General features: G+C 38.7%; 24 protein-coding genes. 21 read left to right on the forward strand and 3 right to left on the reverse strand.

What is annotated here, in order from left to right:
* Nucleotides 1-67 precede the first annotated feature (67 nt).
* The gene (locus MKX35_RS31615; protein ID WP_076300219.1) at nucleotides 68-619 is read left to right on the forward strand and encodes a gamma-glutamylcyclotransferase; all 552 of its coding nucleotides are present in this window, start codon (nucleotides 68-70) and stop codon (nucleotides 617-619) included.
* 19 nt (nucleotides 620-638) lie between these two features.
* Nucleotides 639-1001, forward strand: a complete 363-nt coding sequence (locus MKX35_RS31620) for a hypothetical protein (protein WP_076300220.1) — start codon at nucleotides 639-641, stop codon at nucleotides 999-1001.
* 585 nt (nucleotides 1002-1586) lie between these two features.
* Here MKX35_RS31620 and MKX35_RS31625 read toward each other — a convergent pair.
* A complete protein-coding gene (locus MKX35_RS31625; RefSeq protein ID WP_076300221.1) occupies nucleotides 1587-1790 on the reverse strand; it encodes a helix-turn-helix domain-containing protein in 204 nt (67 codons plus the stop codon).
* A 523-nt stretch (nucleotides 1791-2313) separates the two neighbouring features.
* Here MKX35_RS31625 and MKX35_RS31630 point away from each other — a divergent pair.
* From MKX35_RS31630 to MKX35_RS31700, 15 genes are all read left to right on the forward strand, one after another.
* Entirely contained in the window at nucleotides 2314-3996 is a 1683-nt protein-coding gene (locus tag MKX35_RS31630) for a WG repeat-containing protein (RefSeq protein ID WP_076300222.1), read from the forward strand.
* Between the two features lie 636 nt (nucleotides 3997-4632).
* Nucleotides 4633-5211, forward strand: a complete 579-nt coding sequence (locus MKX35_RS31635) for a recombinase family protein (RefSeq protein ID WP_076300223.1) — start codon at nucleotides 4633-4635, stop codon at nucleotides 5209-5211.
* 741 nt (nucleotides 5212-5952) lie between these two features.
* On the forward strand, nucleotides 5953-6237 hold the full coding sequence (locus MKX35_RS31640) for a hypothetical protein (protein ID WP_076300224.1): 285 nt from the start codon (nucleotides 5953-5955) through the stop codon (nucleotides 6235-6237).
* Nucleotides 6238-6491: 254 nt separating this feature from the next.
* Nucleotides 6492-7589, forward strand: a complete 1098-nt coding sequence (locus MKX35_RS31645) for a hypothetical protein (protein WP_076300225.1) — start codon at nucleotides 6492-6494, stop codon at nucleotides 7587-7589.
* Nucleotides 7590-8094: 505 nt separating this feature from the next.
* On the forward strand, nucleotides 8095-9624 hold the full coding sequence (locus tag MKX35_RS31650) for a PIN domain-containing protein (RefSeq protein WP_076300226.1): 1530 nt from the start codon (nucleotides 8095-8097) through the stop codon (nucleotides 9622-9624).
* A gap of 769 nt (nucleotides 9625-10393) precedes the next feature.
* On the forward strand, nucleotides 10394-11752 hold the full coding sequence (locus MKX35_RS31655) for an AbiJ-related protein (RefSeq protein WP_076300228.1): 1359 nt from the start codon (nucleotides 10394-10396) through the stop codon (nucleotides 11750-11752).
* A 227-nt stretch (nucleotides 11753-11979) separates the two neighbouring features.
* On the forward strand, nucleotides 11980-13590 hold the full coding sequence (locus MKX35_RS31660) for a TIGR02391 family protein (RefSeq protein WP_076300229.1): 1611 nt from the start codon (nucleotides 11980-11982) through the stop codon (nucleotides 13588-13590).
* A 213-nt stretch (nucleotides 13591-13803) separates the two neighbouring features.
* The gene (locus tag MKX35_RS31665; protein ID WP_076300230.1) at nucleotides 13804-14691 is read left to right on the forward strand and encodes an ATP-binding protein; all 888 of its coding nucleotides are present in this window, start codon (nucleotides 13804-13806) and stop codon (nucleotides 14689-14691) included.
* A gap of 110 nt (nucleotides 14692-14801) precedes the next feature.
* The gene (locus tag MKX35_RS31670; protein WP_076300231.1) at nucleotides 14802-15359 is read left to right on the forward strand and encodes a hypothetical protein; all 558 of its coding nucleotides are present in this window, start codon (nucleotides 14802-14804) and stop codon (nucleotides 15357-15359) included.
* A 124-nt stretch (nucleotides 15360-15483) separates the two neighbouring features.
* The gene (locus MKX35_RS31675) at nucleotides 15484-15897 is read left to right on the forward strand and encodes a hypothetical protein (protein ID WP_076300232.1); all 414 of its coding nucleotides are present in this window, start codon (nucleotides 15484-15486) and stop codon (nucleotides 15895-15897) included.
* 87 nt (nucleotides 15898-15984) lie between these two features.
* Nucleotides 15985-16227: a hypothetical protein gene (locus MKX35_RS31680; RefSeq protein ID WP_143759530.1), complete on the forward strand. Its 243-nt coding sequence runs from the start codon at nucleotides 15985-15987 to the stop codon at nucleotides 16225-16227.
* Nucleotides 16228-16307: 80 nt separating this feature from the next.
* Entirely contained in the window at nucleotides 16308-16472 is a 165-nt protein-coding gene (locus MKX35_RS31685; protein WP_179086725.1) for a hypothetical protein, read from the forward strand.
* Nucleotides 16473-16690: 218 nt separating this feature from the next.
* Nucleotides 16691-16876: a hypothetical protein gene (locus MKX35_RS31690; RefSeq protein ID WP_076300233.1), complete on the forward strand. Its 186-nt coding sequence runs from the start codon at nucleotides 16691-16693 to the stop codon at nucleotides 16874-16876.
* A 117-nt stretch (nucleotides 16877-16993) separates the two neighbouring features.
* Nucleotides 16994-17410 (forward strand): hypothetical protein, encoded by a 417-nt coding sequence (locus MKX35_RS31695; RefSeq protein ID WP_076300234.1) that lies wholly within the window; start codon nucleotides 16994-16996, stop codon nucleotides 17408-17410.
* Between the two features lie 974 nt (nucleotides 17411-18384).
* Nucleotides 18385-18759, forward strand: a complete 375-nt coding sequence (locus tag MKX35_RS31700; RefSeq protein ID WP_143759531.1) for a hypothetical protein — start codon at nucleotides 18385-18387, stop codon at nucleotides 18757-18759.
* 83 nt (nucleotides 18760-18842) lie between these two features.
* On the opposite strand, the gene MKX35_RS31705 is transcribed toward MKX35_RS31700, so the two are convergent.
* Nucleotides 18843-19094: a single-stranded DNA-binding protein gene (locus tag MKX35_RS31705; RefSeq protein ID WP_076300236.1), complete on the reverse strand. Its 252-nt coding sequence runs from the start codon at nucleotides 19092-19094 to the stop codon at nucleotides 18843-18845.
* Nucleotides 19095-19319: 225 nt separating this feature from the next.
* On the opposite strand from MKX35_RS31705, the gene MKX35_RS31710 reads away from it, so the two are divergent.
* The gene (locus MKX35_RS31710) at nucleotides 19320-20255 is read left to right on the forward strand and encodes a hypothetical protein (protein WP_076300237.1); all 936 of its coding nucleotides are present in this window, start codon (nucleotides 19320-19322) and stop codon (nucleotides 20253-20255) included.
* 233 nt (nucleotides 20256-20488) lie between these two features.
* Here the strand turns inward: MKX35_RS31710 and MKX35_RS31715 are convergent, their stop codons facing one another.
* Nucleotides 20489-20614: a hypothetical protein gene (locus MKX35_RS31715; protein WP_341044550.1), complete on the reverse strand. Its 126-nt coding sequence runs from the start codon at nucleotides 20612-20614 to the stop codon at nucleotides 20489-20491.
* A 287-nt stretch (nucleotides 20615-20901) separates the two neighbouring features.
* Here MKX35_RS31715 and MKX35_RS31720 point away from each other — a divergent pair, with 287 nt between their 5' ends.
* The 3 genes from MKX35_RS31720 to MKX35_RS31730 all read left to right on the forward strand — a co-directional run bounded on the left by MKX35_RS31720 (nucleotide 20902) and on the right by MKX35_RS31730 (nucleotide 24981).
* Nucleotides 20902-22389 carry an Eco57I restriction-modification methylase domain-containing protein gene (locus tag MKX35_RS31720; protein WP_076300238.1) on the forward strand — a complete coding sequence of 496 codons (1488 nt, stop codon included), beginning with the start codon at nucleotides 20902-20904 and terminating at the stop codon, nucleotides 22387-22389.
* Nucleotides 22386-23327, forward strand: a complete 942-nt coding sequence (locus MKX35_RS31725; RefSeq protein ID WP_179086726.1) for a BsuBI/PstI family type II restriction endonuclease — start codon at nucleotides 22386-22388, stop codon at nucleotides 23325-23327. The genes MKX35_RS31720 and MKX35_RS31725 overlap by 4 nt, the downstream gene beginning before the upstream one ends.
* Nucleotides 23328-23496: 169 nt before the next feature.
* Nucleotides 23497-24981: a hypothetical protein gene (locus MKX35_RS31730; protein WP_076300239.1), complete on the forward strand. Its 1485-nt coding sequence runs from the start codon at nucleotides 23497-23499 to the stop codon at nucleotides 24979-24981.
* Nucleotides 24982-25104 lie beyond the last annotated feature (123 nt).

A 25104-nucleotide genomic window follows, 5' to 3' on the forward strand; every position in this document is an offset into this window, starting at 1 on the left:
AAAAGGGTGATTTATCATAAGTTCGATTTTTTATGCCGCATATGGAGTTAATATCAATACAATTGAAATGAAGCGTAAGTTTAATGTCCATTTGATTGGTAAGGGGTTTCTTGAGGGATATGAACTTGAATTTAGAAGTTTTCCGAGCATTAAGCCCCGCCTTGGAATGAGGGTACCTGTAGTCATTTGGCAAATATCGATGAAGTCTGAAATTAAACTCGATTATGATGAATTCATCAACATCGGTGATTTTAAGAAAGAATATCATGAAATAAAGATTGAAGCCTTCACCGAAGATGCTAAAAAGGATAATTTTATTCATAATCAAGTAAGGGCTTTAGTTTATGTCTTAAGGGAGTTTAAACCTTTGGCTCAGCTATCATTGGATGATTACAACACCTTGTTTCATGCCTATCAAAAGCAGCATGATTTCGATACCACCATTCTTATTAGGGCAGCGAAAGAGGCTAATAAACAATATGAGGAACGAAAATATGAGCAGTTGACTGAGATAATGAATTGTGGATTTAATGAAGAAGAATCCGAGATAGTTTATAACGTCCTTATAACTAAATGGTTAATTAGCGGTATGCCAGAAAATTATCCATCAAATTCGTGAGGGGGGGGAGGGAATCAAAATGGTTTTTGTTATGACTCCAGGTGTTGAGCGACTCGAGTCTCAAGACTGGGAACTAATCCACTCTATTATAATAAGACTTTATCGGGACAATGAGTACTTTCTTTCGTTCAAGGAGAAGGGTGGAAAGACGATTGTAACTGACGGTAATGAGAATGAACTTTGCTCAGTCGATAAGATGATATTTCCTCCAAAGAACAAGGTATGGGCAATCTATGGAGATGATCAACAGTTCCAATATTACAGCTTTCTATTGCCCGAAGAGTATAGCGTGAATTTCGACTCGGATAAAAGGAAATTCTCCACGATATATGAAATAGCAGGGAGTACTGCAAGACAATTACTATTCTTTACTGGATTTTAATATTGATTAACTCATTATTGTGGATTCTGAGAAGTTCATATGCTGTCTCAACCTTTTCGCAACATTGCTTTACGAGGTGGGTATTAAAGATGCGATTTCATATGGAGAGGCGGGCATGATAAGCTGGTTAGCATCGCGAAGTCCTTGTACTTCGAGGCTTTCGCGAGTACTAATGCCCACAGAGGCTCCATGTCAAATCGCTCTATTACTCTATCAAATGGATCTTTATCCGCGCAGTATAGTGAAGAACACCCTTTCCTAATCTCGCTCATGTGATATGAAGAAGGCTAACATTGCGCTCTCCTCGCTCAACCTCATTTAGATATGTACTCTCTAACTATGCTCCATATTCAAGGGCTTCTTGGGTCGTTTCTCTTCTGTGGTTTACATACTCTTTTACAAATTAATGAGTAGATCAGTCAAAATAAGCACCACTTCCATATAATTTCTAATCTCAATATCAGGAAAGTAGGTCGAGAGATAGGAGAAGAATATTAAAAATCCTGTTTAGGTTAAGGGAAATATGACTTGAACTCAAGTGACTGAGTGTAGGCATTTACTAGTATGTTTAAAAGGACAGTAGCTTTAAACAGGCGAACGTCTATCTTTCCACTCATCAATTTTTCGAGGATCGACATTAAGAACTTCACAAATGTGCAATGCAATGTTTACTGTGGGAGTTGTTAAGCCATGTTCAATATTTTGATAATGCTTCAAGGATATATTAACAGCACGGCTAACGCCTTCTTGACTGAGTTTCTTTTTTTCTCTAACCTCTTTTAATTTCATGAAGGAAACTCCTCATACTCGTTTCCTTTATGTTAAAAAATATACGAACTTCTGATAACTAATTATAGTTGGCGAAGTATAATACGTGTATTATACTTAATGATATGCCGTGAGAAGTGCCTGCATAACTTAGAGCTTACGCAACGGTGTATTGCTTCTATTGGTAGTGGCTATATTATCTTTTTTGTAAGTGTTAGATTTCACATGGATGCTAGGTATATTAGTCGTTACTGATCAGGAGGTTATCTCAGAAATTTATGGAGGAATTAGTTACAATTAATCAATTATATTAATACGGCGTATGCGCAGATGGATTAATTATGTATAAGTGATAATTAGATCCAAACATGGAGGTGTCCAAATTAACTGTGGCTTTGGTTTGAATTCAATTGAAAATTTCAAGAAGATTTATGGGGTAGATAGCGGTTAGTGGAGGTGAATATTGATGGTCTTTGAGTAGAGCGGCAGGATTATTTCTTATTTAAGCAAGTTACAAAAACAATAAAATTAGGGAGTGTTTCAATTGAAAAAAATACTGTTTATTCCAATAATTTTTCTCTTAACCACCGGGGGTATATCGACTGCACACGCTCAAAGTAATAGTAATTTTGCAATTCAACCGAAATTCGAAAGCGTTTCTATATATGATGGTGAATTTACTTTTAGTGAAGGTTATGCATGGGTATACGATAAAGACAATAGTAACAGAAATTTTGCTGGAGTTATCGATGCTGCAGGTGATTGGGTAATTGAACCTAGTTTTAATATGAATTTTTATTCATCAGGAAACTTTCAATTTAGCGAGGGACTATCTAGAGCGAAATTAAATAACGAATGGGTCTACATTGATTATGCCGGTAATATCATGTTTACGACACCATATAGTAAAGTTGGAGATTTTCATGAAGGTTTGGCAGCAGTGCAGAAAGGTGGAAAATGGGGTTTTATTAATAAAACTGGAAAGGAAGTAATAAAGCCTCAATATGATAAAATATCTCCTTCTCAAAGTAGGGATGTCAGTACCCCAGGTAAGTTCAGTGAAGGATTAGCTGCGGTGGAAAAGAATGGATTGTGGGGGTATGTCAACAAAAAAGGTGAGATGATTATTCCACCGAAGTATGGTTTCGCTTCTGATTTTAATGATGGGCGTGCTATTGTATTTGTGAAAGTAGGAGATTCGGTTTCCCATTACCTAGTAATTGATAAACAAGGTAAGGTTATCAGTAAGCATAAAGAGATAAGTGATTATAAGGATGGATTTGCATACTTTAATGACAATAATAAATTCGGAATTATGGATACTTCGGGTAAAGTAATTTATCAGTCCTCTGAACAATATTCCTATTTATTTGGAAATCGAGAGGGTGTATTCTTGTATAATTCCTTCGGACATGGTGATGGGGTGGTAGATAAACAAGGGAAAGTGTTGATTAAGCCTCAATATGAAGAGATTAAACCCTTCTCCGAAGGTCTTTCATATGTAAGGGTTAAAAAAAATAATGAAAACTATTCAGGATTTATCGATAAAACTGGTAAGGAAATCATTAAACTCAATTCTTTTGATACATACTATGGGAGTTTTCATAACGGATTAGTTTCTGTTCGGACGAAAGATGGATATGGATTTATCAAGAACCCACTTGATGTGCCTTCTGCATGGGCAAAGGACGAAGTGAATCAGGCTATATCTTTGCAGCTTGTTCCTAAGGCACAGCAAATTGAGTATTCTAATAGTATTAATCGTTCTGACTTTAGTCGTTTGATTGTCCAACTTCTTGAGGTTAAGACAGGAAAGTCAATCGATGAACTGCTAAACAGTCAAGGGAAGTCTATCGACAATAATATATTTTATGATACTAAGGACCGTAAAATACTTGGAGCTTATGCTCTAGGTCTTGTAAGTGGGACAGCAGATGGCGAATATAATCCTAGTGGAAATATTACCAGGGAAGAGGCTGCAGTGATACTCAGCAGAACAGCAAAATTTCTTGGCATTGATTCGGAGTCCTCAAACATCACATATTCTGATCAAAAGATGATTGCTTCTTGGGCTCAGGGAGCCGTCAAATTGGTATCCGTAATCAAGGATTCATCGAATAGTGCCCAATTGATGGGAAGTACAGGGGACAACAAATTCAGTCCTAAAATAAGCTATACTAGGCAACAGGCATTCATTTCGATGAAACGTTTGTTTAATGCAAAATAAGGTTAGTTTGAAGTAGGATACAAACCTGTGTTCAAATACTTTATGTTGCTGTCTATAGTCTGTCAGAAAAGATCTTGAAGGATTGTGTCCTGATCTAGTTTCATATCTCATATTAAGTAGGCGACCTATTCAGGTCGCCTTTGTGTTATTTAATATTTTGCAGAATCTAAAAAATTTCCGCTCAGAAAAATGATGTGCGGTAATTAATCTTACCTGTTCATCAGATCAGTAAAAATTTTCGCAATGCGAGCCCCACGACTCAATTTTCTTATAAATTACTCGACCGTATGCCGTTTAATCGCACACAAGTCGTTACACGGCTCAGGTGGTAACCAGTCCAAAACTCTACAGGGGAGATCCTTTAGTTTATTTATTTTAAGTATTTTTTTCATAACTTATAGAAGGATCGCATCGCAGCTGCCGACTCCTGGATTAGTATCTAAAGCCCTGCAAAAGAACCCCTGACAGCAATGATTTTCTGTCAGGGGTTCAATATACCTTCGATTCAAGGTATCATAACTCTTAAGTTTTGGACTCCCCAATTCTGCGCGATTTTTGAACGGTAGAAAGCGGGTTCATCCGGTGTCAAAACTTAGGGTCATAATTTTGCCGTAAATACTGGGGGGAATCCTTGAAATGTGTAAAACCATCGGCTACTGTAGGGTATCAACGAAGGCTCAGGTGGAGGGTAATAGTCTGGAGCAGCAAAGTCAGGAAATTCTTAATCGTTACGGTAACGCTGAGCTAATAATCGAGCAGTACAGCGGAGCAAAAGATGATCGCCCGAAGTTTAATAAAATGATTAATGAACTGCAGACAAACGATACTATTGTAGTGACCAAGTTGGATCGCTTCTGCAGAACAACCAAAGAGGGACTTATCTATGTTGGGAGACTCAAGGAAAAAGGCGTTCGCATACATATTTTGAATATGGGATTAATCGAGGACACGCCGATGGGGGATTTAATTATTACCTCACTATTAGCCTTTGCTCAATTCGAAAGGGCAATGATCCTCGAGAGAACACAAACAGGTAAGGCAATAGCTAAGACCAAGGAAGGTTTCCGCGAGGGTCGCCCACCAAAATTCTCGAAAATGAGTCTCGATCACGCTATCAACTTACTTGAAACCAATACGATTAAACAAGTCTCTAACTTGACTCGTATCAGTGAAAGCACGATTAAACGTGAACTAAGAAAACGCAGAGGAGCGTAACGATAATAATCCACGCAAAAGGTATATCGGAGAGGGGAACACCGCTATGCTCCAATCCACCACCCAACCACCCGATCAAACTGCAAAATGTGTGCTATTTTGTCTAGTATTCGTAACTGGTTGATATAGGTCCTTAACGCCTAAGTGGGTCTTTCACTTAGGTGTCTCTATTTATAAAGGAATTTTTCTAGTTGTCTGAGTGGAGTTCGATTTGTGCAGTTAGTTTATGAGACCAAATATAAGTACAAGGATATAACTGAACACAAACAACCAGTTCAACCAACATCAACATTCAATCGTAAGAAAAAGAAGTTCTTACCATGAACCTCATCCGTTTATCCTTCTTTCTGGATCGCACCCACATCCTATGCGATTCCACCGAGTATGGAGTTCAGTCCTTGAGGCTAATGTAAGCGAGAGGAGAATATTTGAAGAGTAGAGCAGTTCTCAATAGCCCCAATTGAGCCTCAAAGATTTACAGCAGCTATTTAACCAAGTGAGCAATATCGAATTTAGTTCGTTAGAATCTTTTTTTTCGAGGTAGTTCTGAAAAGGTTGAGTTTTCCATGAACGACGAACTTACAAATGAGGACTTATTGAACTTGTTAATCCGTTGTGTGTTTAGAAATTCAAAAGGTGATCGAGATTTGTTACAATCGGTAAAAAGAGGTAATAAAGAGTTAGTATTCAGGACTGGACGTGAAGTCCACATCACATTTCGATCTAGAGAGGGGTATAAATATGCGCTTGCGTCATATTTGCGAGGTTTGTGGTAAAGAAGAAGTTCTAACTCCAGACCAGGGTTATGAACAAGGATGGGACTACCCACCTAAAATGGGTCAGTTCAAAATCGTATCTCCGAGAACCTGCGGGAGTTGTGGAATTGACGGCACTTTATGGTGGGCAATAAGTGTGGAAGGTAAAGAACCAGCCGACCTAAATGAAAAGCAACTTCAAACGCTTAATCGTATCTTGCAAGAGCCAGAGAGTATTTCCGTAACGTTTGACATTGAGCAGTTATCATAAGTCTAAGGGGTATGAGAGTGTGCGAACTACTCACTTGAAATAAACTTCAGCACCCTGTCGCTGAGAAAAGATATATAAACAAGACGACGAATGTAAAGAATGAAACAACTAGAACAGAGAAAGAACGCTGATTAGAGAGATGACCTCGACCCGATAACATAAGCATCTTATTCTGCCTTCAACCTACTGCGTTGTTTGACCCAAATAATGGGGCTAAAATAGAAGATACCAAGTGAGATAGGCGGTGTTGTCGGATGACATATCGTATTACACACAAACCAGTAACAGACAAGCGTTTTGAGTTTGAGCGTAAGAAGGGTTATATAAGAGTAAAGACAAATATTTCGCCAACAAATCTGGATTTCCACGATAGTATTTCAAATAATAGCCATAGTAAAGTGATCGAGTATCATGATCAAACTCGATACTCCGTAGCATATGACGTTGAAAAAGGGAAAGAAGACAAATATAAGGTACGAGGTGTGATAGTCTGCGAGCCAGTTAATACAGTGGACGAGTTCAAAGCGATGTTTATTAATCAAAAGATTAGGAAGGTTATTCTTAATGTAGAGTCTGCAAAAGATTTGCTTAAGAGTTCTTTAGTCTTGGAAGATGGAACAAAGATTAGTAAGGATTGGCTTATTGAGTTTGAAGAGTCGAAAAGTTACCAAGATACTGATAGGTTTGTGAACATTATACGGCGGTTTCTTGAGTTTATACATTCTACGATTATTGATGTAGAATCAATGATCTTTCAAACGGAAGAATCACGTAATGTCTTGCATATCTACCCTAAACCTATTTTCATGGTATTAAGCGTTCCTCGTCGGGAAGAAATATTTCGATTATTAGCTCCTGATTTTCAGTCAGAGGATGAGGATATGAGGATACTTCAAGCGTTAGAGATCTGGATGAGTTTCTTTCTAAAGAATCCACAACATGCTTTTCTTGAAAGTATGGAAAAGGTAATGCGACCATATGAACATAAGGCGAAGAATGATATCATATCGGATCGAGTGGACTTCTTAGTTGGAATAATTAAGATTGTACGCCCTGACTTGTCTCTTGGTATAGACGGAAAGGTAAAAGGTGCTGGAAGAATACTTAAAGATTTATTTAGAGCACCAACAAGAGCCACTAGGTTTGAGTACAGTCAAAGAGATAACATTATTGAGAGATGTAAAAATGTCAGAAACTTAGTAATTCACAAGATACAAGATAGCAATGCAAAGACCGATGTTAGTAAAGATGATTATGAAATTTTCAGCACGTTTTTCTACAAGAGTTTCGCTCACTTAATGATATTGTCTCTGGAGTCATCTGCTGAGGATAGGACATTGAACCAAGCTTAGTCCCTCAATTAAGAAGCCGACAATAAATGCAGAGATCGATGGGTTAGAAAAAAAGAGAGGGTGTCCTTAATTTGGCACCATCTCTTTTTCGTTCTTGGCAGGTTTTAATTCTTGATGGAGAAGTATATTCAACATGGCAGTATTTCAGCAGTTAAGGTAAATCTTGATGATTGTTTGATCTACTCATGAAGGGAAATCCAGATTATCAGTTTATTATTCGGATTTGGTCAGCGTAGGGGTATCGCCTGAATTGATAAGAACAATCTCCTGCTGGAGGTTCAATCTGCCGAAAAAATCGACAGCTATTTTTAGTGAATTCTACATTTAGCTACTCGCTTTGGATAAATGGTCTTTTATGCTCTACATGCTGTGAAGATCGTATATTGTATCTCTAGGTTCTTGATGGGCTTGATCACATACGCCCTCGTGCAGATGTATTCAGTAAATGCTCCCCATATGGTATAATTTGGCGTAACATATCAGAGGTGAAAGTGGAGGAACTGCATTGAAATATTTATTGCTTGACACCAACATCTATATCGACATGATCGTATCTAGGAATAAATCACATTCGGCAGACTCCTATGAGTTGTTGAAAATGTTGCTGGATCACGATAAGGTAAAAATTTTATTGCCTGCTATTATTGAAACCGAAATAAAGAGACATATTGCTGGTGAGGTTAAAAAGGTTGGCAAATTAGTGCAAGAAGCAAGAAAATCAATAAGTAACGTGTATTGGATCAATCACGTTGAGGAGATCACAAAATATAACGAAAAGATCCGACCTCTAAAGCAAGCTCTTGGAAATATGGTTGATGAGTTTGGAAGAAATGAAGAGGGATATATAAATGATGCTACTCAAAAGATAACGGGATTAATGCAGTACAGAAATGTGATAAGAGTTGAGGAGAATAGAGACCTATTACTTAACGTACAGAGAAAAAAGTTATATAAGCAATGCCCATTTCATATCGAGGGTAAGGAATCATGGGCAGATGCTATGATTCTTGAGACGCTGATTAATATACGTGATTTTGTGACAATTAATGATGAAGACCAGATTTATTTTATCACTAGAAATCACGAAGATTTTTCACAGGGAACCGAAAAGACGGAGAAAGAACTGATTCACCCCCATATCGAAGAGGGACTAAGACAAAATAACTTACTTCAGTTATTTAACTACAGGTTACACTACAGCAAAACTTTAATTGAGGATTTTTCTGAAGAGACCCAAGAAGCTAACATTTATCAACAATTGATAGAAGAGGAGGAAGCGGAAAGAAGGCAGATGGTCGCGGATTCACGTCATGATTTAAATAAAATGGAAAGAGAATCAGTTGGGCTGTCGTCATTATCCTCTGATGATGCATACATAGAAGGTATTTGTGAGAGCACTGAGGTAGAAGAGCTAACTAATACGATTGAGTCTTTGCTTTCTTCTTTAGGAGCTGAGATTGAAGATGCCATAGATGAGTACTATCAATTTGAAACTGATAGCAATGCCAAGCCCCTCGCAGACTTAATTGCTGAGATTCAGACTTATAATGTAAACTCGCCGTTCTTACAAATTAATCATAATGTTACTTTCACGGAAGAAGAGGTAAGAGATGCGATAGTGGAGTTTGTGAATGAACACTTGTGTTCAGTAGAAGATCTAGAAATTACTCGAGATAGTATAAAATACAAGGATTACTTTGAAGTTGATGAGTTGTTAAGCTTTATTGATCTTGAAGGTAATACAGTCAAGCTATTTGTGGAAGGTCAACTTGATCCGAGGGATGACGATTCGGATTCTTTATGGATTGTGCTCCATAAGAATGCAGAAAAAATTTCAGAAGGTGAAATCGAAGTGTATTATGGGTATATAAACTTCGATGAAGACGGTGGAGCCGCTGATGGTTCAGATGAGTCAACTACATATCGACTTGAAAGAATCATTCGTGATCTATCAGAAGTTGTTCAGAAAAGTAGAGACTCTGTAAACAAGATGAGGGATGATCTACAGATTATGAGGGGTCTTCTTGCGTTATAAAATTATCAAGTGGCGGTGTCTCCCGAGGCACCATCTTTTTTTTATGTCACTAAGCTTAAGTGCGTGGAGTGTCGTTCAGAAAATATGGTTCATATAGCCCGATATGGGGCATTACCGTGAAAATGAGGGGTATTCTGTAAAAAAATATCTGGGGATGGTGTCCAAAGGGGCATCATCATCTTTATTTCAACACAATGCTGCTTTTACGGAGTGGAGAATCAGGAATTTTTTTTAGGGGGGTTATGGAATTAATAAAGGGTCACGAAGTTGGTTGCTATATCTTTCCGAATATCGAGATATCGTTAAAGTCTAAAATTAAGCTCCTGCAGACTGCCCTGAGTGGAGATACAATTATTGCAGCTTCAGCGGGATCGCTGACTCGTGATTCTGCTAAGGCATTAGAGTTAGGTAATAGGTACAGTTTAGTATTGTTGGACAAAATAACTTCATAAGGGTAATCAAAGCCGCCACATAAGTTGGCGGCTTTGATTACTTTTTTTTTGTTTCCTTATCACTAATGGTCACTTCAAAAACAACTGGAAAGGTTTATCTGGAAAAATGTCGAAATATTACAGTGAATGGGGTGAAAGAACTGGTAACATGGAGTTGGCGTAGAGGAAGATCGTAAGAAATTCTAGAGATTTTGTCACGAATAAAACTGTCGTTTCACAGCAATTGGGCAATTGGAATTCAACCTTGGGATGGTATTCAATATTGAATGGGAAATGCTCTTATGGACATAGGGATTTTTGATGTAAGGGGGTATTCGATGGCTAGTATTAACGAACTCATTGATGCAATAGTTCAGGTTCTGCTAGAGGAGAAGGCATACGACATCCCAACCGTTTGCACTAAATATGGATTGGAAAGCGGAGATGAGTCTGAGGCGTTTAGCAGCAGAAGGGTTTATGTCCAAAAGAGACTTAAGGGTAAGGATCAATTGTTCCTCTTGGACTTAGCCCAGCGGATAATAAACGACTACGGTTCAAAGGCGAACTCATTATCAAAGTTGGTTCTCCGAATTAATCCAACGGGGCTGTATACAATCAGTGAGATCACAAGGCGAAATATCATGGATGAACTCCATGCCAGAAATAATATTCCAGGTAAATACGAATTGGTCGACTTCTTGAATCGGATATGGGATTTGGACAGCGTGCCTTCAACTGATTCCCGTTTTAAGACCGCATCAGGTGATATATGGCAACATATGATCAACAACTCAGATTGGGATGAAGTCTACCTATACGAGAAGTACTTAGAACTAATGATAGCGCCTGATGAAATGTTTATAAAATTCTTAGAACAGGTCGTACATCCATTGGTTCGACAACAGGAAGAGCAGGACGAGTATATTGAGTTCATTAATAAGCATTTAGGAAATGACGGATATAAGTTTAATTTGGCGGACAATATTTCAGGTTTTCCAGTATACCGTATCGATAAAGTGCTTGATGGAGTAAAAGGCAATGTAAAAAATCTGATCTTCGCCGCGGTGGGACAGAAACCCGAAATTGTCATTAGTGACTCGATCAATAACGACATTAGAATTGTGAAGCATGAAGAAAATTGTTTAGTCTACGACCGTACTATTCCGAATACTGGTCTTTATTGGGCTGACCTCGTAATGTGGTGGGCTGATATGAATGAGGTATCAGAGCCAAATTTAGAGACGGAAAAACAACTTTACTTGCGTTTATATCAAACGTTAGCATCCCCACCAGAGAAGCTATTATTTAAGAGTTACTTTAAATGTTTTAAGGATTTGTTCGATAAAAACTTTCCTGCATTAATACCTCAAGTCTATTTACATTATGATCCCTACACAATAAGACAGAGAGCGGGAAAGCCTTATTTATCAAGGCAGCGTATGGATTTCCTCTTATTGTTTTCAAATAAGCAGCGTATCGTCTTTGAAGTAGATGGAAAACAACACTACTCTGATGATGATGTGTCAAGTCCCAAAAAATACGCTGAAATGGTACAAGCCGACAGGGAATTAAAACTAAACGGGTATGAGGTCTATCGATTCGGCGGGTATGAATTGATGGATGAGGAAGCTGGAGCTAAGATCATTAAAGAGTTCTTCGAAGGATTGTTCAAAAAGCATGGGGTTAAGCCTTCATAACTTTCAATGCAAAATGACTCCCAGATGCCGATAAATCCTGAAGTTAGTTAATCGGCTTCGAGTAATGGTTAAGGAATGAATTGATGAGAAATTCAATAGAAGCGGCTATCCATCTAGGATAGCCGATCTTTCTTTTTGTTGATTCGTACTTTTGGAGCAGGAGTTAAGACCTTTGTTAGTGAATATTTACAGATGCCAGTGAATTCAAGCTTTGGAGTGATAGGTATATGACATCGGAGATACAATGTCCGCTATGCGGTTATTATGCAGTGCTAAAACGAGACGGTTCTGAGGTATACCAGATTGATTGTCCGAGTTGCGGTGAATTTAAGATTACCCACGATTGCTTTGATGATTTACCAGCCGAACGTAAACTTCAGCCGCAGTTGATGAAGGTTTCAGCATTTACTCGATCCCGAGCAATCAATAAAGACCCTGTACCTACATTATTCATTGGAGATCCAGGTGATCATCCCGAGGGGTATTCGATTCAACAAATCATTGACCAGTTCCCATTCATTACAGATCGTAAGTGGAAAGCCCTGAGTAATCTTAAAGGACTTTCAAAATATTTTGGCGATTCTGTTTTGATTGAAACCAAAGACTACCCTATTTTCTACCCTGAGGTAAATCATGAACAACCTTGCCTAATGATGATGAGAACATTGGTCGGAGAAGGTCTGGTTACTGGTGACGCAAAGTTCCCAACTCATATCACAGTAACGGAGAAAGGTGTATCCCAGATAGAAGCTCAAGCTTCTTCTACAGCACCAGTAGTAACCCTGCCAGCACCTAAGGCTCCTGTGATTGAAGATCCGACTCCGGTCGCCGCTCAACCTAGTAAGCTGGAGGGGCTACATCCAAGAGTAATGGAGGTTGCCCAAAAGCTTTTCCAAGATGGATATTTCCGTTCAGCTGTCCTCGATACGTATGTAGCGTTGGATAATGATGTTCGGCGTAAAAGTAGGCTACAACTTGATGGGACAGAACTAATGCAAAAATCTTTTACTAATAAATCAACTATTCTAAAGGTAGCTGGTGGTGACTCCCCGCAGCAAGGAACGATGTGGCTGTTTTCTGGTGCTGTGATGGGGGTTCGTAATGTCCTGGCACATGACCATTCGATACATCCATCAGAACAGGAAGCATTAGAGTTGCTTTACTTCGCATCCACTCTGTTCAGGAGACTCGACCTTTCTGTAAATGTTGAAGCAGAACAACTCATGAGGCAAATATCCCAGATAACGTTCGTGCTAACAGGTAATGAATCCTCCAAAGACAGCGCAAAACTTGAGGCGTTCCTTGCTCCTGCCAGAGAGTTTGTTGATGGCGAATTACACAGGTTGTGTTTTCGTAAGATCCTTGAAATAATTAGGAGCAATTATTACAAGGACCAAAATGCAGGTATCAGTTTGTTGTTGAAGTGGGATGCGCCGATCTTTGACCATATAACCTATGACGACCATATCAATTTGGTTTGTTCCATTTATAAGGCGGTAGGTTATTCGTTGCCGTCTCGAGCTGCTGAGGCGTTAATTAGGGATGGCTTTAAGCCAATAACAAGGAGCCTTAAGCTATTCCAGGAGCATTTGCTTTCTAGTGCTGAAGTATTTGATAGGTTATTGGAGAAGATTTGGTGGAAGCCTGAATTCTTCAAGTCAATCGTTAATTATGCTGACTTAGAGTTTTTGGTTGCATTCCTCAACAAGGTAGTCAATAAGGAGATCGTGTTGAGAAGGAATGATTTGGATACTCTGAGCTATGAGTTAAATAATGTAGGACGAAAAGGTCTTGAAGAACTGATTCACAAAATTGATAAGATGAATGAGGAATCTTAGTATCCGAGTCAAGAAACTGATAGAGCAATTTTACTTAGCTGCCGTGAAAATCGGCAGCTTTTCATTTTGATACGGATAAATATCTCTTAGGCAGCAAAGTTAATGTGTTTTATTTGTTGAAGTAGGTCAGAAGTAACAATCACTTTGACCTACTTCAAAGCTGTGGAGTAAAATGGAAGAATATTATAGAACTAGAGGTTAGGGGGACAGAAATTGCTCCAAACTACTTCATCCTTAAATTCAATTCTTGATATTCATGATTGGTTAAATCAGTGTGCGGATATTAAGAATGAAATAGAAATATACGATAATTTTTCTGTCGATTTATCGAACTTGAAATGGGTATCGCCAGTCGGAATAACGGTTTTACTCTCAACGTTTAATTACTTGGACAAGGCTTACTATTTAAAGACGGTATCACCTGAATATGATGAAGGAACTGATAGATTCGATATCTTAGGTTACTTGGAGCGGATGAATTTCTTGAAGTTATGCCCATCGGATGTCAAAGTCTCCTTCGAAGAAGATAATAATATGGAAGTTTATTATCACCGCAATCGTAAAAAGAAGGATGAGGAACTAGATGAATTGCGAGTATCCAAATCTGACGGTGATATTATTGACCTTGATAAGTCAGTAAAGAAAATAATGAGAGCAAAAGGGCTTCATAAAAACCGGATAACTGATATAGCCGGTATTGTAACGGAACTTGGTCAAAATGCCGTTGAACATACCGGAACAGACTGTTTTTCGTGCGTACAGTATTACCCAGCGAAAGGTAAGTATAAGGAAAGAGTCGAGATAGCCATCTGTGATACGGGGCGGGGGATTGTTAAGTCTTTAAGAAAGCATATAAGCTCTAAGGGGAACGATGACATTGTTGAACAGGCGATCTTCACTAGGGCAACAAGTAAACCCGAGGAAGATAGAGGTAAAGGCTTAATGGACGTTAAGCAAACTACCTTCGACTGGTCTTCTGATGCGGAGTTCTATGTTAGAACGCATGATAGTGCATACCGAATTCATGAGGACGGGTTGGAACTGTTGGATGTAGGCAAATATTTTTATGGCACTTACTTCTATATTGTAATAAATGTCTAGATAAAGGCTTGACAGATAGGACAAGATAAACTAAATTTAAGGAAGAGGTTGATTTCAATTTATGATTTGAAACCTCTCCCTCCAATCTACATAGAAAATGGTGGATCATTATGTTTAAGATTAACTTACTTACTGGTGGTGAAGAGAAGGTAAATTTAATCGGTAGACGGATAATGATTCCGCTGAACCAGTTGGTAATGCATCAGATCATCGAGGCTCCATATGGCACAGTATTCGTTTATGATATGGAGCAAGTGGAAGGTATGAATGGTTCTGGAATCGATGAGGTTATCGTCAAACCGTTAAAGTGGCTTCGTCAGGAGTTTAAGGCCCAGGACAAGTACCTGTATCTTATTAACTTGAGTGAAGAGGAAGATCATTTATACAACCTTAGGAAAACTCTACGCGACGAGGATGTTGTAGTTGTTGCTCAGACTGGGGTATCGTTTGAACTAGTTGGTGACCTTGGTGATGCCTCAAAAGAACTTCTTGAGTTTACCTATAAGCATAAGCAAATAACCGCGAGATTTGCTTCTGATTCACTCGGGAAAAAGCTTAATCTTGTAAGTACCCAGCTCAACAAGCTTCATGAGCAAAGGTTGCTGAAGCGCCAAGAGGAGCAGCTTGAAGAAGGCGGAAGACAGTTCGTATATAGCAGTTTATTTTAAGGAGAGTGATCTCCTTTTAATAATAAGGGACTTCAAATTACGGATTGAAATCGATGGATTCAGTCTTTATTTATATCATTGATTTCAATTTTGTATTTGAAAACGATGAAAGGAGGTGAATAGTGTGGGGTTAGCACCTAGGTTGATCAACAGATTTGCTATTCCGTTGGTGGTGTTTTTACTAATTGTAGTGATAATAATCCTTCCTTTGGGAAGGTCGGCTTATAATTCATTACTTGGTGATAAGGTGACAGTAGAGTACAAGGCAAAAGTGGTTTCTATGGATGGGGATAAAGCAACTATCCAGTGGAATGAGGACAAGATGGTTGTTGTCACACAAGGAAATACATATGTGCCGCAAAGTCAGGAGATCGATTTGAATAAGTACAGCAATGTAAAGATCGGGGATACATTCACTGTTGCGGTTACAGAGCCAGGATTGCTGAAAAAAGGTGGGTTAGAGGAGCAGCGCACTGTCGAGGTGAAAAAGCACAACATTAATTTTTTTAAGTCAACGTGGCGTAAGTTATTTGGTTAGGGGGTCGGGAAGATGTCAGACAAAAAAGTAGCCCGCAAATTCCCTTGTCGGGAACCCACGGGCGTGTAGCACATAAGCCAAATCTTAGTGCCTGCCGTAAATACTTTAGCTGGGTTTTATTCTACCACTGGGATTGGTTCACTTCAAGCAAAACAATTTGAAAGGACTGATAATATGTTGATTTGTCGTAAATCTATCCGTCGTAAAGACGGTACCATAGTCACTGCAGCACAGTTGGGTTTGAAAGCAATATGTTTTGAAGTAACTGACGAGCAGCATCAAGCCTATCTCGATAAAAAGAAAAATGAGAAGGCTGACAAAGCAGGATAGAAACTAAGTTTTCGATTGGGCGGCTCCGTGGCAGGGGAGCCGTTAATAATTACAATAAATAAATCATGGAGGTAGTTAAAATGGCTAAAAACACAGGAAGCGGCTTTCGTAAGGGAGCAGTTACTGATCGGTCCCAATTCCAAACACCAAACGGGAATTGGGCAAAACGTGATGCAGAAACAGGTCGCATCATGGATCAAAAGACATCCGGCGGAACATTTAAAGGTGTACGTAAAGAGAAATAATATTAATGAGGGAAAACCGTCAGGGCTAACTTGAGCTGACGGTTTTGTCTGTTCTTAGAGTAACACGAAGCGTAATTGTCCAAGGATCGTTTAATTTGAAAGCTTATATAATCACAATCATCGATCACATAGTTCAATCACAACACTCCAATTACTTATGAAAATGCTTCCAGTTAAGTATAATGATCTTAATACTTATCCTTAGGAGGTTGAAGCAAGTGAAAGCATCTCAGGACTTTATTAAGCAATTGGAGTTATTGTATGAACAGTACGAGAAAGAAGTATTAGAAAAGCTGAAAGTCGATATTCTTAAGGACACCACCGCCAAGACATACCTTACCCACTCCAATAACTTTATCAGATGGTGTCGAAATGACTTCGTACCAGGAGGCAGAAACCAGTAATGCAACCACGTTTAGCCGACCTCGGATAACGGCATGTTGTTAGCTCTTCAAAATCATCTGCAGGTTGCAAAACCATATGTTATGATGTGGAAAAATACGACATATGGGGGTTGTAAAATGTCTGTTTCTGACAAGAAAATCGTCGTTAACAAATTGACTCAAAAGTATGGTTGTTCCCTTTCAACGATCAACAGGAAGCAAATCATGTTTCAAGGTGTTAGCGGTGGAAGGCGGATCGTTGTTTGCACGCCATCTTCCAAGCTCCATCCGAACGGTAAAGGCTGGTTCGACCTTTCGATCAAACAAGTGGAGCTTTTAGACAATGCAGATATCGCAGTTCTGGCGGTTAGATTAGAAGGAAGAAGTATCTATTACGTAGACTTCAAAGAACTGCGTAGAATGATGACTCTCGACCTTCAAGTTGTGAACAAAGTTGAAGGTGAACATTGGAAGTTATTCATTTGGGACAGATATATTCAGGTGCAGGGTAGCCGATACAAATTTACCGTTGTGCCAGAGCAGATTGCCATATAAGTCACATCATTCAATGGTTTAGATAATGTAAGAGGAGTGACCTGTTAGATGAATTTTTCCCCAAGCTGTATTAAGGGATGTTTAATTGGTTTAGAGGAAACATGGTTTCCTGATGAGCTTGCCACGCTTTATAGCAATTCTAGAACCGAAATGAACATACGAGAAAATTCAATATCCATTTTTCCAAGAAGCTGAAAGGTGATAACAGTTTCTTTATTCAAAGAGAGTGGTTTAGAACTGACTTAGCAATAATACAGTATAATGGCATCGAAACTAAACCAGCATCACTTTTTGAATTTAAGGCTAGACATACCTTCTTTATAGCAGACAGTGAAAGTGGAAAGAGAAATGGTGACAGCGGGTATTTTAAAACTTTCTACGGAGATGGGGGTATAAAAATGGTGTAATTCAGGATATCCAAAAGCACGCATTCCGATCCGATAAAATCCCCTGTTATAACATATTGATTGGCGACACCCTCTAAGTCCAATTCCTCAGAAGTATGATGTATTTAGGCAAGATTGTAAGGAGATAAAGCCAATAAACGAATCCTTTCAGAAATTTGGTAGTGCAGATCGAATTAAGCAACTTTGCAATTCTAATGTTGTTACATTTTGTGAAGAAAATAATCTCGGTTTCATTGGGCTAGAGTATAATATAGGTCAATCTCTCGATGTCGAGTGGGAAATGCTCTTGTGGGTAATTTACAAAGAAAACCGTGATGCTTTTGAACGGAGGACATTATAATAGAGACTTATAATAGAGAAGATGAATTAAAGGAAAGGTTCAACCAGTTCATTACGAACAAAATAACAGGTGCCCTTGAAGATTACTATGCCAAGCTCTCAGTAGATGATTTTGAGGACATTAAGACGACCTTGAAAGACATCCATAATATCATTACATACAAAACGACAATCCGATTCATTGAATGGATAAGCGAACGCTTTCCGTATGTTCGGGAAAATTATAAGGTGTATCTGGATCAAGTTCTTAGAGCAAGACCCAACGATAATGGCTACGACCTTACTGTAACTGGTGAACTTACCATTATTGCTGAAATTAAATGCAACAAGCCGATTAACGATGGCTACAAATTCGGTTCTGCTCAGAGAAATGGTCTGATTAAGGATATCACGGGGTTGCTTGAAGGGAAGTCGAAAGCAAGGTCGATTGATCCCGCGGCAGCGTTTAAGTTTTTGGTGATCTATGATTTTGGTGAGCATACTTTACTCGCCACTCGAAACTTAATTAAGAATCTTCCGGTTGATTTAAAGGACAAGGTAGTAATTTATGAAGAAAATATTCCGTTGATGCTTGAGAAGGTGAACATTGTATTTATTAAATAAAGTGAGCATATTAATTTAAAAAGAACCTAGTTGACGTGCTAAGAAAACACACATCGACTCGGTTCTTTTTTATTGTGACGGGGTTATTTCTTTTCGTACATTTGCTGATTCTGAGGCGTTTTACCTAATGGGTTAAGTTGTGAACTTGCTTCGTTTAACGCATAGTTGTAGAACATGGAACCGAGCCGAGTGCGGTCACCTTTACCGATGCGGTTCCACTCAAATCCCCGAAACAGGTCTTTCACTAGAAACTTCTCACCTTGATTCAGTTCTTCAATAGTCTCCTTTGCAACGTCCATGAGCTCTTGAAGCGATGTGTTCGAATCGATTCTCATTTGGCATGCTCCTTTTATTCATACTAGCTACTAGCTAGTAGCTAGTAGCTTATAGCTACATAGTACCACCTGCCTTTTATATCCGTCAAGGTTAATTTGTATAGTGTGGGGTAGGCACAATAATTACTTGCAATTCGCTTTGAAGGAAGCAAAAATACAACAACCTCAATGAAAGGTGGCTATCGCCTATCTCATTGAAAACGCCAAATTATCTTGGAGGTTGTTATGAACAGAAAGAGCAGAAAGGAACTAGTCAAAGTACTAAGTAATCACTTCGGCGTTCAGCCGCGCTACATGGGAGCACCGAGTTTTACCTATGCATTCGAAACGTCCAACGGTATCTATGTAGTCGACCAGAACGGAAAGGTAATTGATTCAGAGGCAAACCTTGTCGATCTAGAGAGCCTGTTGAATGGCTTGTCTGTTAGTGGGGTTGCCGCTTTTGCTGATCCTGAAGATCCCTCCAATCCTGTTGCCCCTGCTGAACCGGAAGCCTCGAACGATCATGCTCCTTCAGTCGAAGCTGAGGCTCCCCCAGAACCGGCAGTGCCTTCTGAACAATCCGAATCGAGTATTACTGACCTCGAGATTACAGTGGAACTGGAAGGTCATACGGGGCTTACTTTGAGAAACTTGGTCAACCTGATTTACAGCCGCCAAGCACTCATTGCGAGAGCACTTGGCTATAACGGGAACATTATTGAGGAGCCGTTCATTACGGCAATCCATGATCGTACCGTCGACACCAGTGAGAAGCTGATGGAGAAGATTGCGGAAGTAGCAAACCTCTGCCCAGGCATCGGCTTCGATTTCGAAAATAGGAAGCTCACCTTTAAGTTCTTCCATGGCGAGCTAAACGCCGAGAAGGTACAAGCCTACACGCAGTTTGTTGACCTGCTGAACCAAACGGCAAAGACGTTAAAGTACGCTTCATTCAAGTCCAAGGATAACGACAATGACAAATTCACTTTCAGGCTTTTCCTCATTCGTCTCGGAATGGTGGGAGAAGAGTACAAGACGGCTCGAAAGGTCTTGTTGGACAAGCTCGAAGGTAACAGTGCCTTTAGAAGCGGCAGCAAGCCTGAGAAGAGGGTAGCGGAAATTGTGGAAGCATCTGTAGAAAGTGCAGATTCCGCAGAAGCAGCCGAAGGCGTATCGTAAGTACTATATGGAATTCCGCAGCTGCTGCGAACAACGGGAGCTTTTTCTATATTCTCACTCTTCATCATTAATTGAACAATACCTTGCAGGTATCTACCCTATACAATATAATAATATGAGAACAAATGTTCCGTCTTTGTATGAGTCCTGAAGTATGGAATGGTGTAAGTTCTACCATGTCCTTTTTTGATTGATCTCCATCTTTTTGGTGAAGGATTTTTCTAGGTCAATATTTAATTTATTGGCGAGTTCGCAGATATTCCAGACAATTCATACATTTCAAGACCGAGACGATCTTTGATTTCCTCAATATGTTCATGATCTGGATGATAGGAAATATGTAATAATTCTCTAACCATTTCACCAAATTCAGTAGAAAGAAAGAAAGAGTGCTCTTTGTTCAATAGTAGACCTATCAAACCCTTGCTTGATACTTAACTCATTAACATGTTTTTGTATATCTGTTATTTTCATGTGACTCATCCTTTATGTTTAAGTCTTAGTGTTTTACTCATTATAGATCTCAGAAGATTTACAAAGTTGAAATTACAAGTATTGAGCCAGATGTTGGGTTTACTTGGAAGCGAGAGTGAACACCTGTATTACATGTTATAATGATTTGACTAAGCAAGAAGAGGAGTAGACGATGTCACAATTACTTGAAACTTTAGATAAAGAGCGATTAGCAGTAAATCCTTTATTAAAACGTAAATCCGAACTCGGTCAATTTTTGACTCCATCCAGTGTTGCAAAATTTATGGCTTCTCTTTTCGATAAGTCCAAACTATCAAAGCCAAAGATTCTTGACCCAGGAGCAGGCATAGGGGTATTAACGAGTGCTGTCTTAGAACGTATTACATTGGAAAAGATAAGCAAACAAGCTGAGGTTACTGCTGTTGAGATTGATGAGTTATTAAGAGGACGACTCCAGACCACATTGGGTTTGTTTGAAGACGGGCTTTCCTTGAAAAGTGAAGTGATATCTGAGGACTTTATAGAATGGGCTACGAACGCTTTATTGAATGAGGATAGCTTACTTGAGGGGACAAAAATTCGCTTCACCCATGCTATATTGAATCCACCTTATAAAAAAATTATGAGTTCATCTCGTCATCGTAAGATCCTACGTGGAGTTGGCATAGAGACAGTTAATCTTTACTCTGCTTTTGTTGGACTTGCCATTCAGCTCACGGAGGAAAATGGTCAAATCGTAGCAGTTATCCCTAGAAGCTTCTGTAACGGACCTTATTTTCGTCCATTTCGTCAACTACTCCTTGAAGAAACAGCAATAAAACATATGCATTTGTTTGATTCGAGGGACAAGGCTTTTAAAGATGATGAAGTACTTCAAGAAAACGTGATTATTCTCCTTGAACGTGGAGGAAAACAATCTAATGTAACAATTTCAACATCAACGGACGATAGCTTTATCGATTATTCATCTAACTCATATCCGTTTGAGAAAATTGTTCAACCTTTGGACTCAGAGAAGTTCATTCATATCCCAACTTCAAATGAACCAAGCTTTATTGAAAGGTACCCATCAGTTCACTATTCATTAAGCGAGATCGGTGTTGAAGTTTCAACTGGACCTGTTGTAGACTTTCGGGTCAAGGGTCATTTGCGTGACATGCCAGAAGAAGGAACCGTCCCTCTTTTCTACCCTAATCACTTTGTTGGCACATTAACCGAATGGCCAAAAGTAATGAAGAAACCCAATGCAGTGTTTGTCGATGAGGACATGAAAAAATGGCTCTATCCTAATGGATACTACACTGTTGTAAAAAGATTTTCCTCAAAAGAGGAAAAGCGCCGAATCGTTGCTGGAGTACTAACTCCCTCAAGTGTTGATTATTCTGAAGTGGGGTTCGAAAACGGACTTAACGTTCTTCATTTCAAAAAACAAGGAATACCTCCAGAGTTGGCATTTGGTTTATATGCTTATTTAAACTCAACCGAAGTTGATAAGTACTTCCGAGTATTTAACGGACACACGCAGGTCAACGCAACAGATCTTCGGACTATGAAATATCCTAGTAGGGTTACCCTTGAAAAATTTGGAAGGTGGGTTATGTCCAACTCTGATATAATTGGTCAAGAAGAACTAGACCAAAAGTTGGAGGAGATTTTGTGACCGAGGGAACTCACCCTAATATTAAGGGGGCTTTGGAAATACTTAAAGCTCTCGATTTACCAAAAGCTCAATTAAATGAACGATCAGCACTTTGCCTTCTTGCAATATTAAACTTAACTGCTGATAAGACATGGTCAGATGCGGAAAATCCGCTTGTCGGTATAACGCCGATGATGGAGTTTAGCCGTATAAATTATGGAAAAGAGTATGCCCCAAACACTCGAGAGACGTTCAGACGTCAAACGATGCACCAGTTTATTGAAGCAGGAATTTCATTATACAATCCAGATAACCCAACACGAGCTGTAAATAGTCCTAAGGCTGTTTATCAGATCGAGCCAGAGGCTTTGGAGCTTATAAAATTGTATGATACTTCACGCTGGAAACCAGCATTAGAAGCATATCTTTCAACAAGAGAATCTCTTGTTAAAAGATATGCCAAAGTGAGGGATCAAAATAAAATCCCAGTTCAAGTTGCCCCAGGCAAAGAGATCATGCTTAGCCAAGGTGAACACAGTGAATTAATAAAGGCAATTATCGAGGATTTTGCTGAAAGGTATGTCCCAGGAGGCATTTTGATATTTGCTGGCGATACTGGTGGAAAATATTTTGATGAGGATTTATTAAATCAACTTGGTGTTTCCGTTGACTCACATGGAAAAATGCCAGATGTGGTTATATATTATCCTAAGAAGAATTGGTTACTACTGATCGAGTCAGTAACAAGCCATGGACCGGTGGACGGAAAACGGCATGATGAATTAGCACGGCTTTTCAGAGATTCTACTGCTGGTATCGTGTATGTTACTGCTTTCCCGAATCGCTCTGTTATGGCTAGATATCTAAGTGTAATTGCATGGGAAACTGAGGTTTGGGTAGCAGATGCTCCTTCTCATCTCATACATTTTAATGGTGATCGTTTTTTGGGACCACATTGATTGATCCATTTTAAAAAATGCATCTATTCTATAAAGCATGACTTTCTAGAGGTCTGCAAAACAGAATAGGTGTATTTTTTATTGTTAACTTGTAAACCGAAGAGGACTAATCATTTGTTTAGTTGAATTAGCACTTAATACAGAATTATTGATACCCCAGGAGGTAGTTATGACAGAGACAACACCTAAAAGTAGTTCTACTTCACGACGGAAGTCAAAGAAGGGGAGTTCATATTATGCTAAAACTAATGAAAATGAAGCTTTTAAGGAGTATGGTGAATACCTGCTCGATGAAATGGAAAAAGTTGATCCAGAGAAGCGTGCAATAATCAATAGTAAATCAAGTACATTACATTTTGTGAACCTGCTTGGAACAGCTTCACGAAGAAAGTCTCGCTCAATAAAAGGATATGTATTTAAAGATACTGATCCAAATCAAGATAGATACATGGATGCTTCAAAGGTAATTGGAGTTACCTTAAGGTCTGATGAGCCATTAATGATTCGACAGATAGATATGAGTACAGTAAAGAAGTTAATAACAAGGGGGGATGAGTATTACTTTGATATTGAAAATGACTTTATGGCAGAAGATATATCAATATCAGCTGGTGAAGAGTTTCATCTTTCGATGTATGAGTTCTTCTTTTTGATAATAAGACCAGAGTATTCAGGGTTGTTTGAAGTAAATGGTGACCCACTTGGAGCTGAACTGAGAGCAATAGCCAATAAAGTCATTGATGTTGATAATAAAGATAGACTAGTTAGTCTTAAAAATATTCAAGGCACTAGACAGTTTAAATTACCCACTCCCACTATTCAGTTTTATGCAAAAGGTAATAATAGTCCGAAATCAACAATGATTGATATCGATATAAAACGTTCTAGTGGTTGGGAAACTAAGGAAGAGTACAAACGGTTTACTCCGTTAGTAAACACGACCGATAATGTAAGGAGGAATAAAGATAAGTTAGAAGAGAAAGAAAAGAAGGAGTTAGCTGAACACCATGCTCAATCTAAGTCAAACAATGAGGTTCAAATTTATAATAGCTCAACAATTCAAGCAATTAGTTTAAATCGTTGGTTAAAAACAAGTCCAATATCACGACAGAAGTTTAAATCTACTGATGAAGTACAGAATTATGGGTTAGGTTTAATAAATATGATGGAACCTGCACAGAAACTCTTAATTGGAAGTAAGTCGAGTGAATTACATTTTATAAATAGATTAATGTATGTAACTATGACAAGGAATAGATTTGTAGGGTTTAGACTTTGGTCTGAATTTACCATCGAAGTTCCTGTTATATCAATTACAAAGGATGGGAGTACTGACATTTTTCCTGAGTCGGATATAACAACTCGTGTTATTGCAGCGGGGGATCAGTTTAATCTGAACTTTTTTGAGTTCATGTTCTTAGTTTGTCATCCAGACTATGCGGGGTATATTGAGGCGTTTGGAAATCCAAAGGGTGTTTCTTTTTCCCCTAATTTTAAACAATACTTTAATGGGCATAGTAGGTTGCCTTTACCTTTATTCAAGTTTGAAAATGAAAAATTGTTAAAAGAGCTTAATCCAATTGAGATATCAAGCACGAGTACTGGGAAAGTACTAATAAAGCATGAATTTTTAAATCAATTTGGTGAACTATAGTTGACTAAAGATAGTGAGCATAATCCTCAGTTAATCTGAGGATTATGCAATAATAATATATTAGGGTTTAGACGTCCCCGGAAATTAGTTAAAACGTGTTGACTCTGTATATTCCACACATAT

Source organism: Paenibacillus sp. FSL R5-0923, from assembly GCF_038009145.1.
Lineage (GTDB): Bacteria > Bacillota > Bacilli > Paenibacillales > Paenibacillaceae > Paenibacillus_AQ.

What these genes read in the sequence shown, in the direction of transcription:
- MKX35_RS31705 (WP_076300236.1), bottom strand. Translation starts at nt 19,094, where the DNA reads ATGAGAATCGATTCGAACACATCGCTTCAAGAGCTCATGGACGTTGCA.
- MKX35_RS31640 (WP_076300224.1), top strand. Translation starts at nt 5,953, where the DNA reads ATGCGCTTGCGTCATATTTGCGAGGTTTGTGGTAAAGAAGAAGTTCTA.
- MKX35_RS31715 (WP_341044550.1), bottom strand. Translation starts at nt 20,614, where the DNA reads ATGGTTAGAGAATTATTACATATTTCCTATCATCCAGATCATGAACAT.
- MKX35_RS31655 (WP_076300228.1), top strand. Translation starts at nt 10,394, where the DNA reads ATGGCTAGTATTAACGAACTCATTGATGCAATAGTTCAGGTTCTGCTA.
- MKX35_RS31645 (WP_076300225.1), top strand. Translation starts at nt 6,492, where the DNA reads ATGACATATCGTATTACACACAAACCAGTAACAGACAAGCGTTTTGAG.
- MKX35_RS31635 (WP_076300223.1), top strand. Translation starts at nt 4,633, where the DNA reads ATGTGTAAAACCATCGGCTACTGTAGGGTATCAACGAAGGCTCAGGTG.
- MKX35_RS31660 (WP_076300229.1), top strand. Translation starts at nt 11,980, where the DNA reads ATGACATCGGAGATACAATGTCCGCTATGCGGTTATTATGCAGTGCTA.
- MKX35_RS31720 (WP_076300238.1), top strand. Translation starts at nt 20,902, where the DNA reads ATGTCACAATTACTTGAAACTTTAGATAAAGAGCGATTAGCAGTAAAT.
- MKX35_RS31620 (WP_076300220.1), top strand. Translation starts at nt 639, where the DNA reads ATGGTTTTTGTTATGACTCCAGGTGTTGAGCGACTCGAGTCTCAAGAC.
- MKX35_RS31710 (WP_076300237.1), top strand. Translation starts at nt 19,320, where the DNA reads ATGAACAGAAAGAGCAGAAAGGAACTAGTCAAAGTACTAAGTAATCAC.
- MKX35_RS31685 (WP_179086725.1), top strand. Translation starts at nt 16,308, where the DNA reads ATGGCTAAAAACACAGGAAGCGGCTTTCGTAAGGGAGCAGTTACTGAT.
- MKX35_RS31615 (WP_076300219.1), top strand. Translation starts at nt 68, where the DNA reads ATGAAGCGTAAGTTTAATGTCCATTTGATTGGTAAGGGGTTTCTTGAG.
- MKX35_RS31695 (WP_076300234.1), top strand. Translation starts at nt 16,994, where the DNA reads ATGTCTGTTTCTGACAAGAAAATCGTCGTTAACAAATTGACTCAAAAG.
- MKX35_RS31670 (WP_076300231.1), top strand. Translation starts at nt 14,802, where the DNA reads ATGTTTAAGATTAACTTACTTACTGGTGGTGAAGAGAAGGTAAATTTA.
- MKX35_RS31730 (WP_076300239.1), top strand. Translation starts at nt 23,497, where the DNA reads ATGACAGAGACAACACCTAAAAGTAGTTCTACTTCACGACGGAAGTCA.
- MKX35_RS31625 (WP_076300221.1), bottom strand. Translation starts at nt 1,790, where the DNA reads ATGAAATTAAAAGAGGTTAGAGAAAAAAAGAAACTCAGTCAAGAAGGC.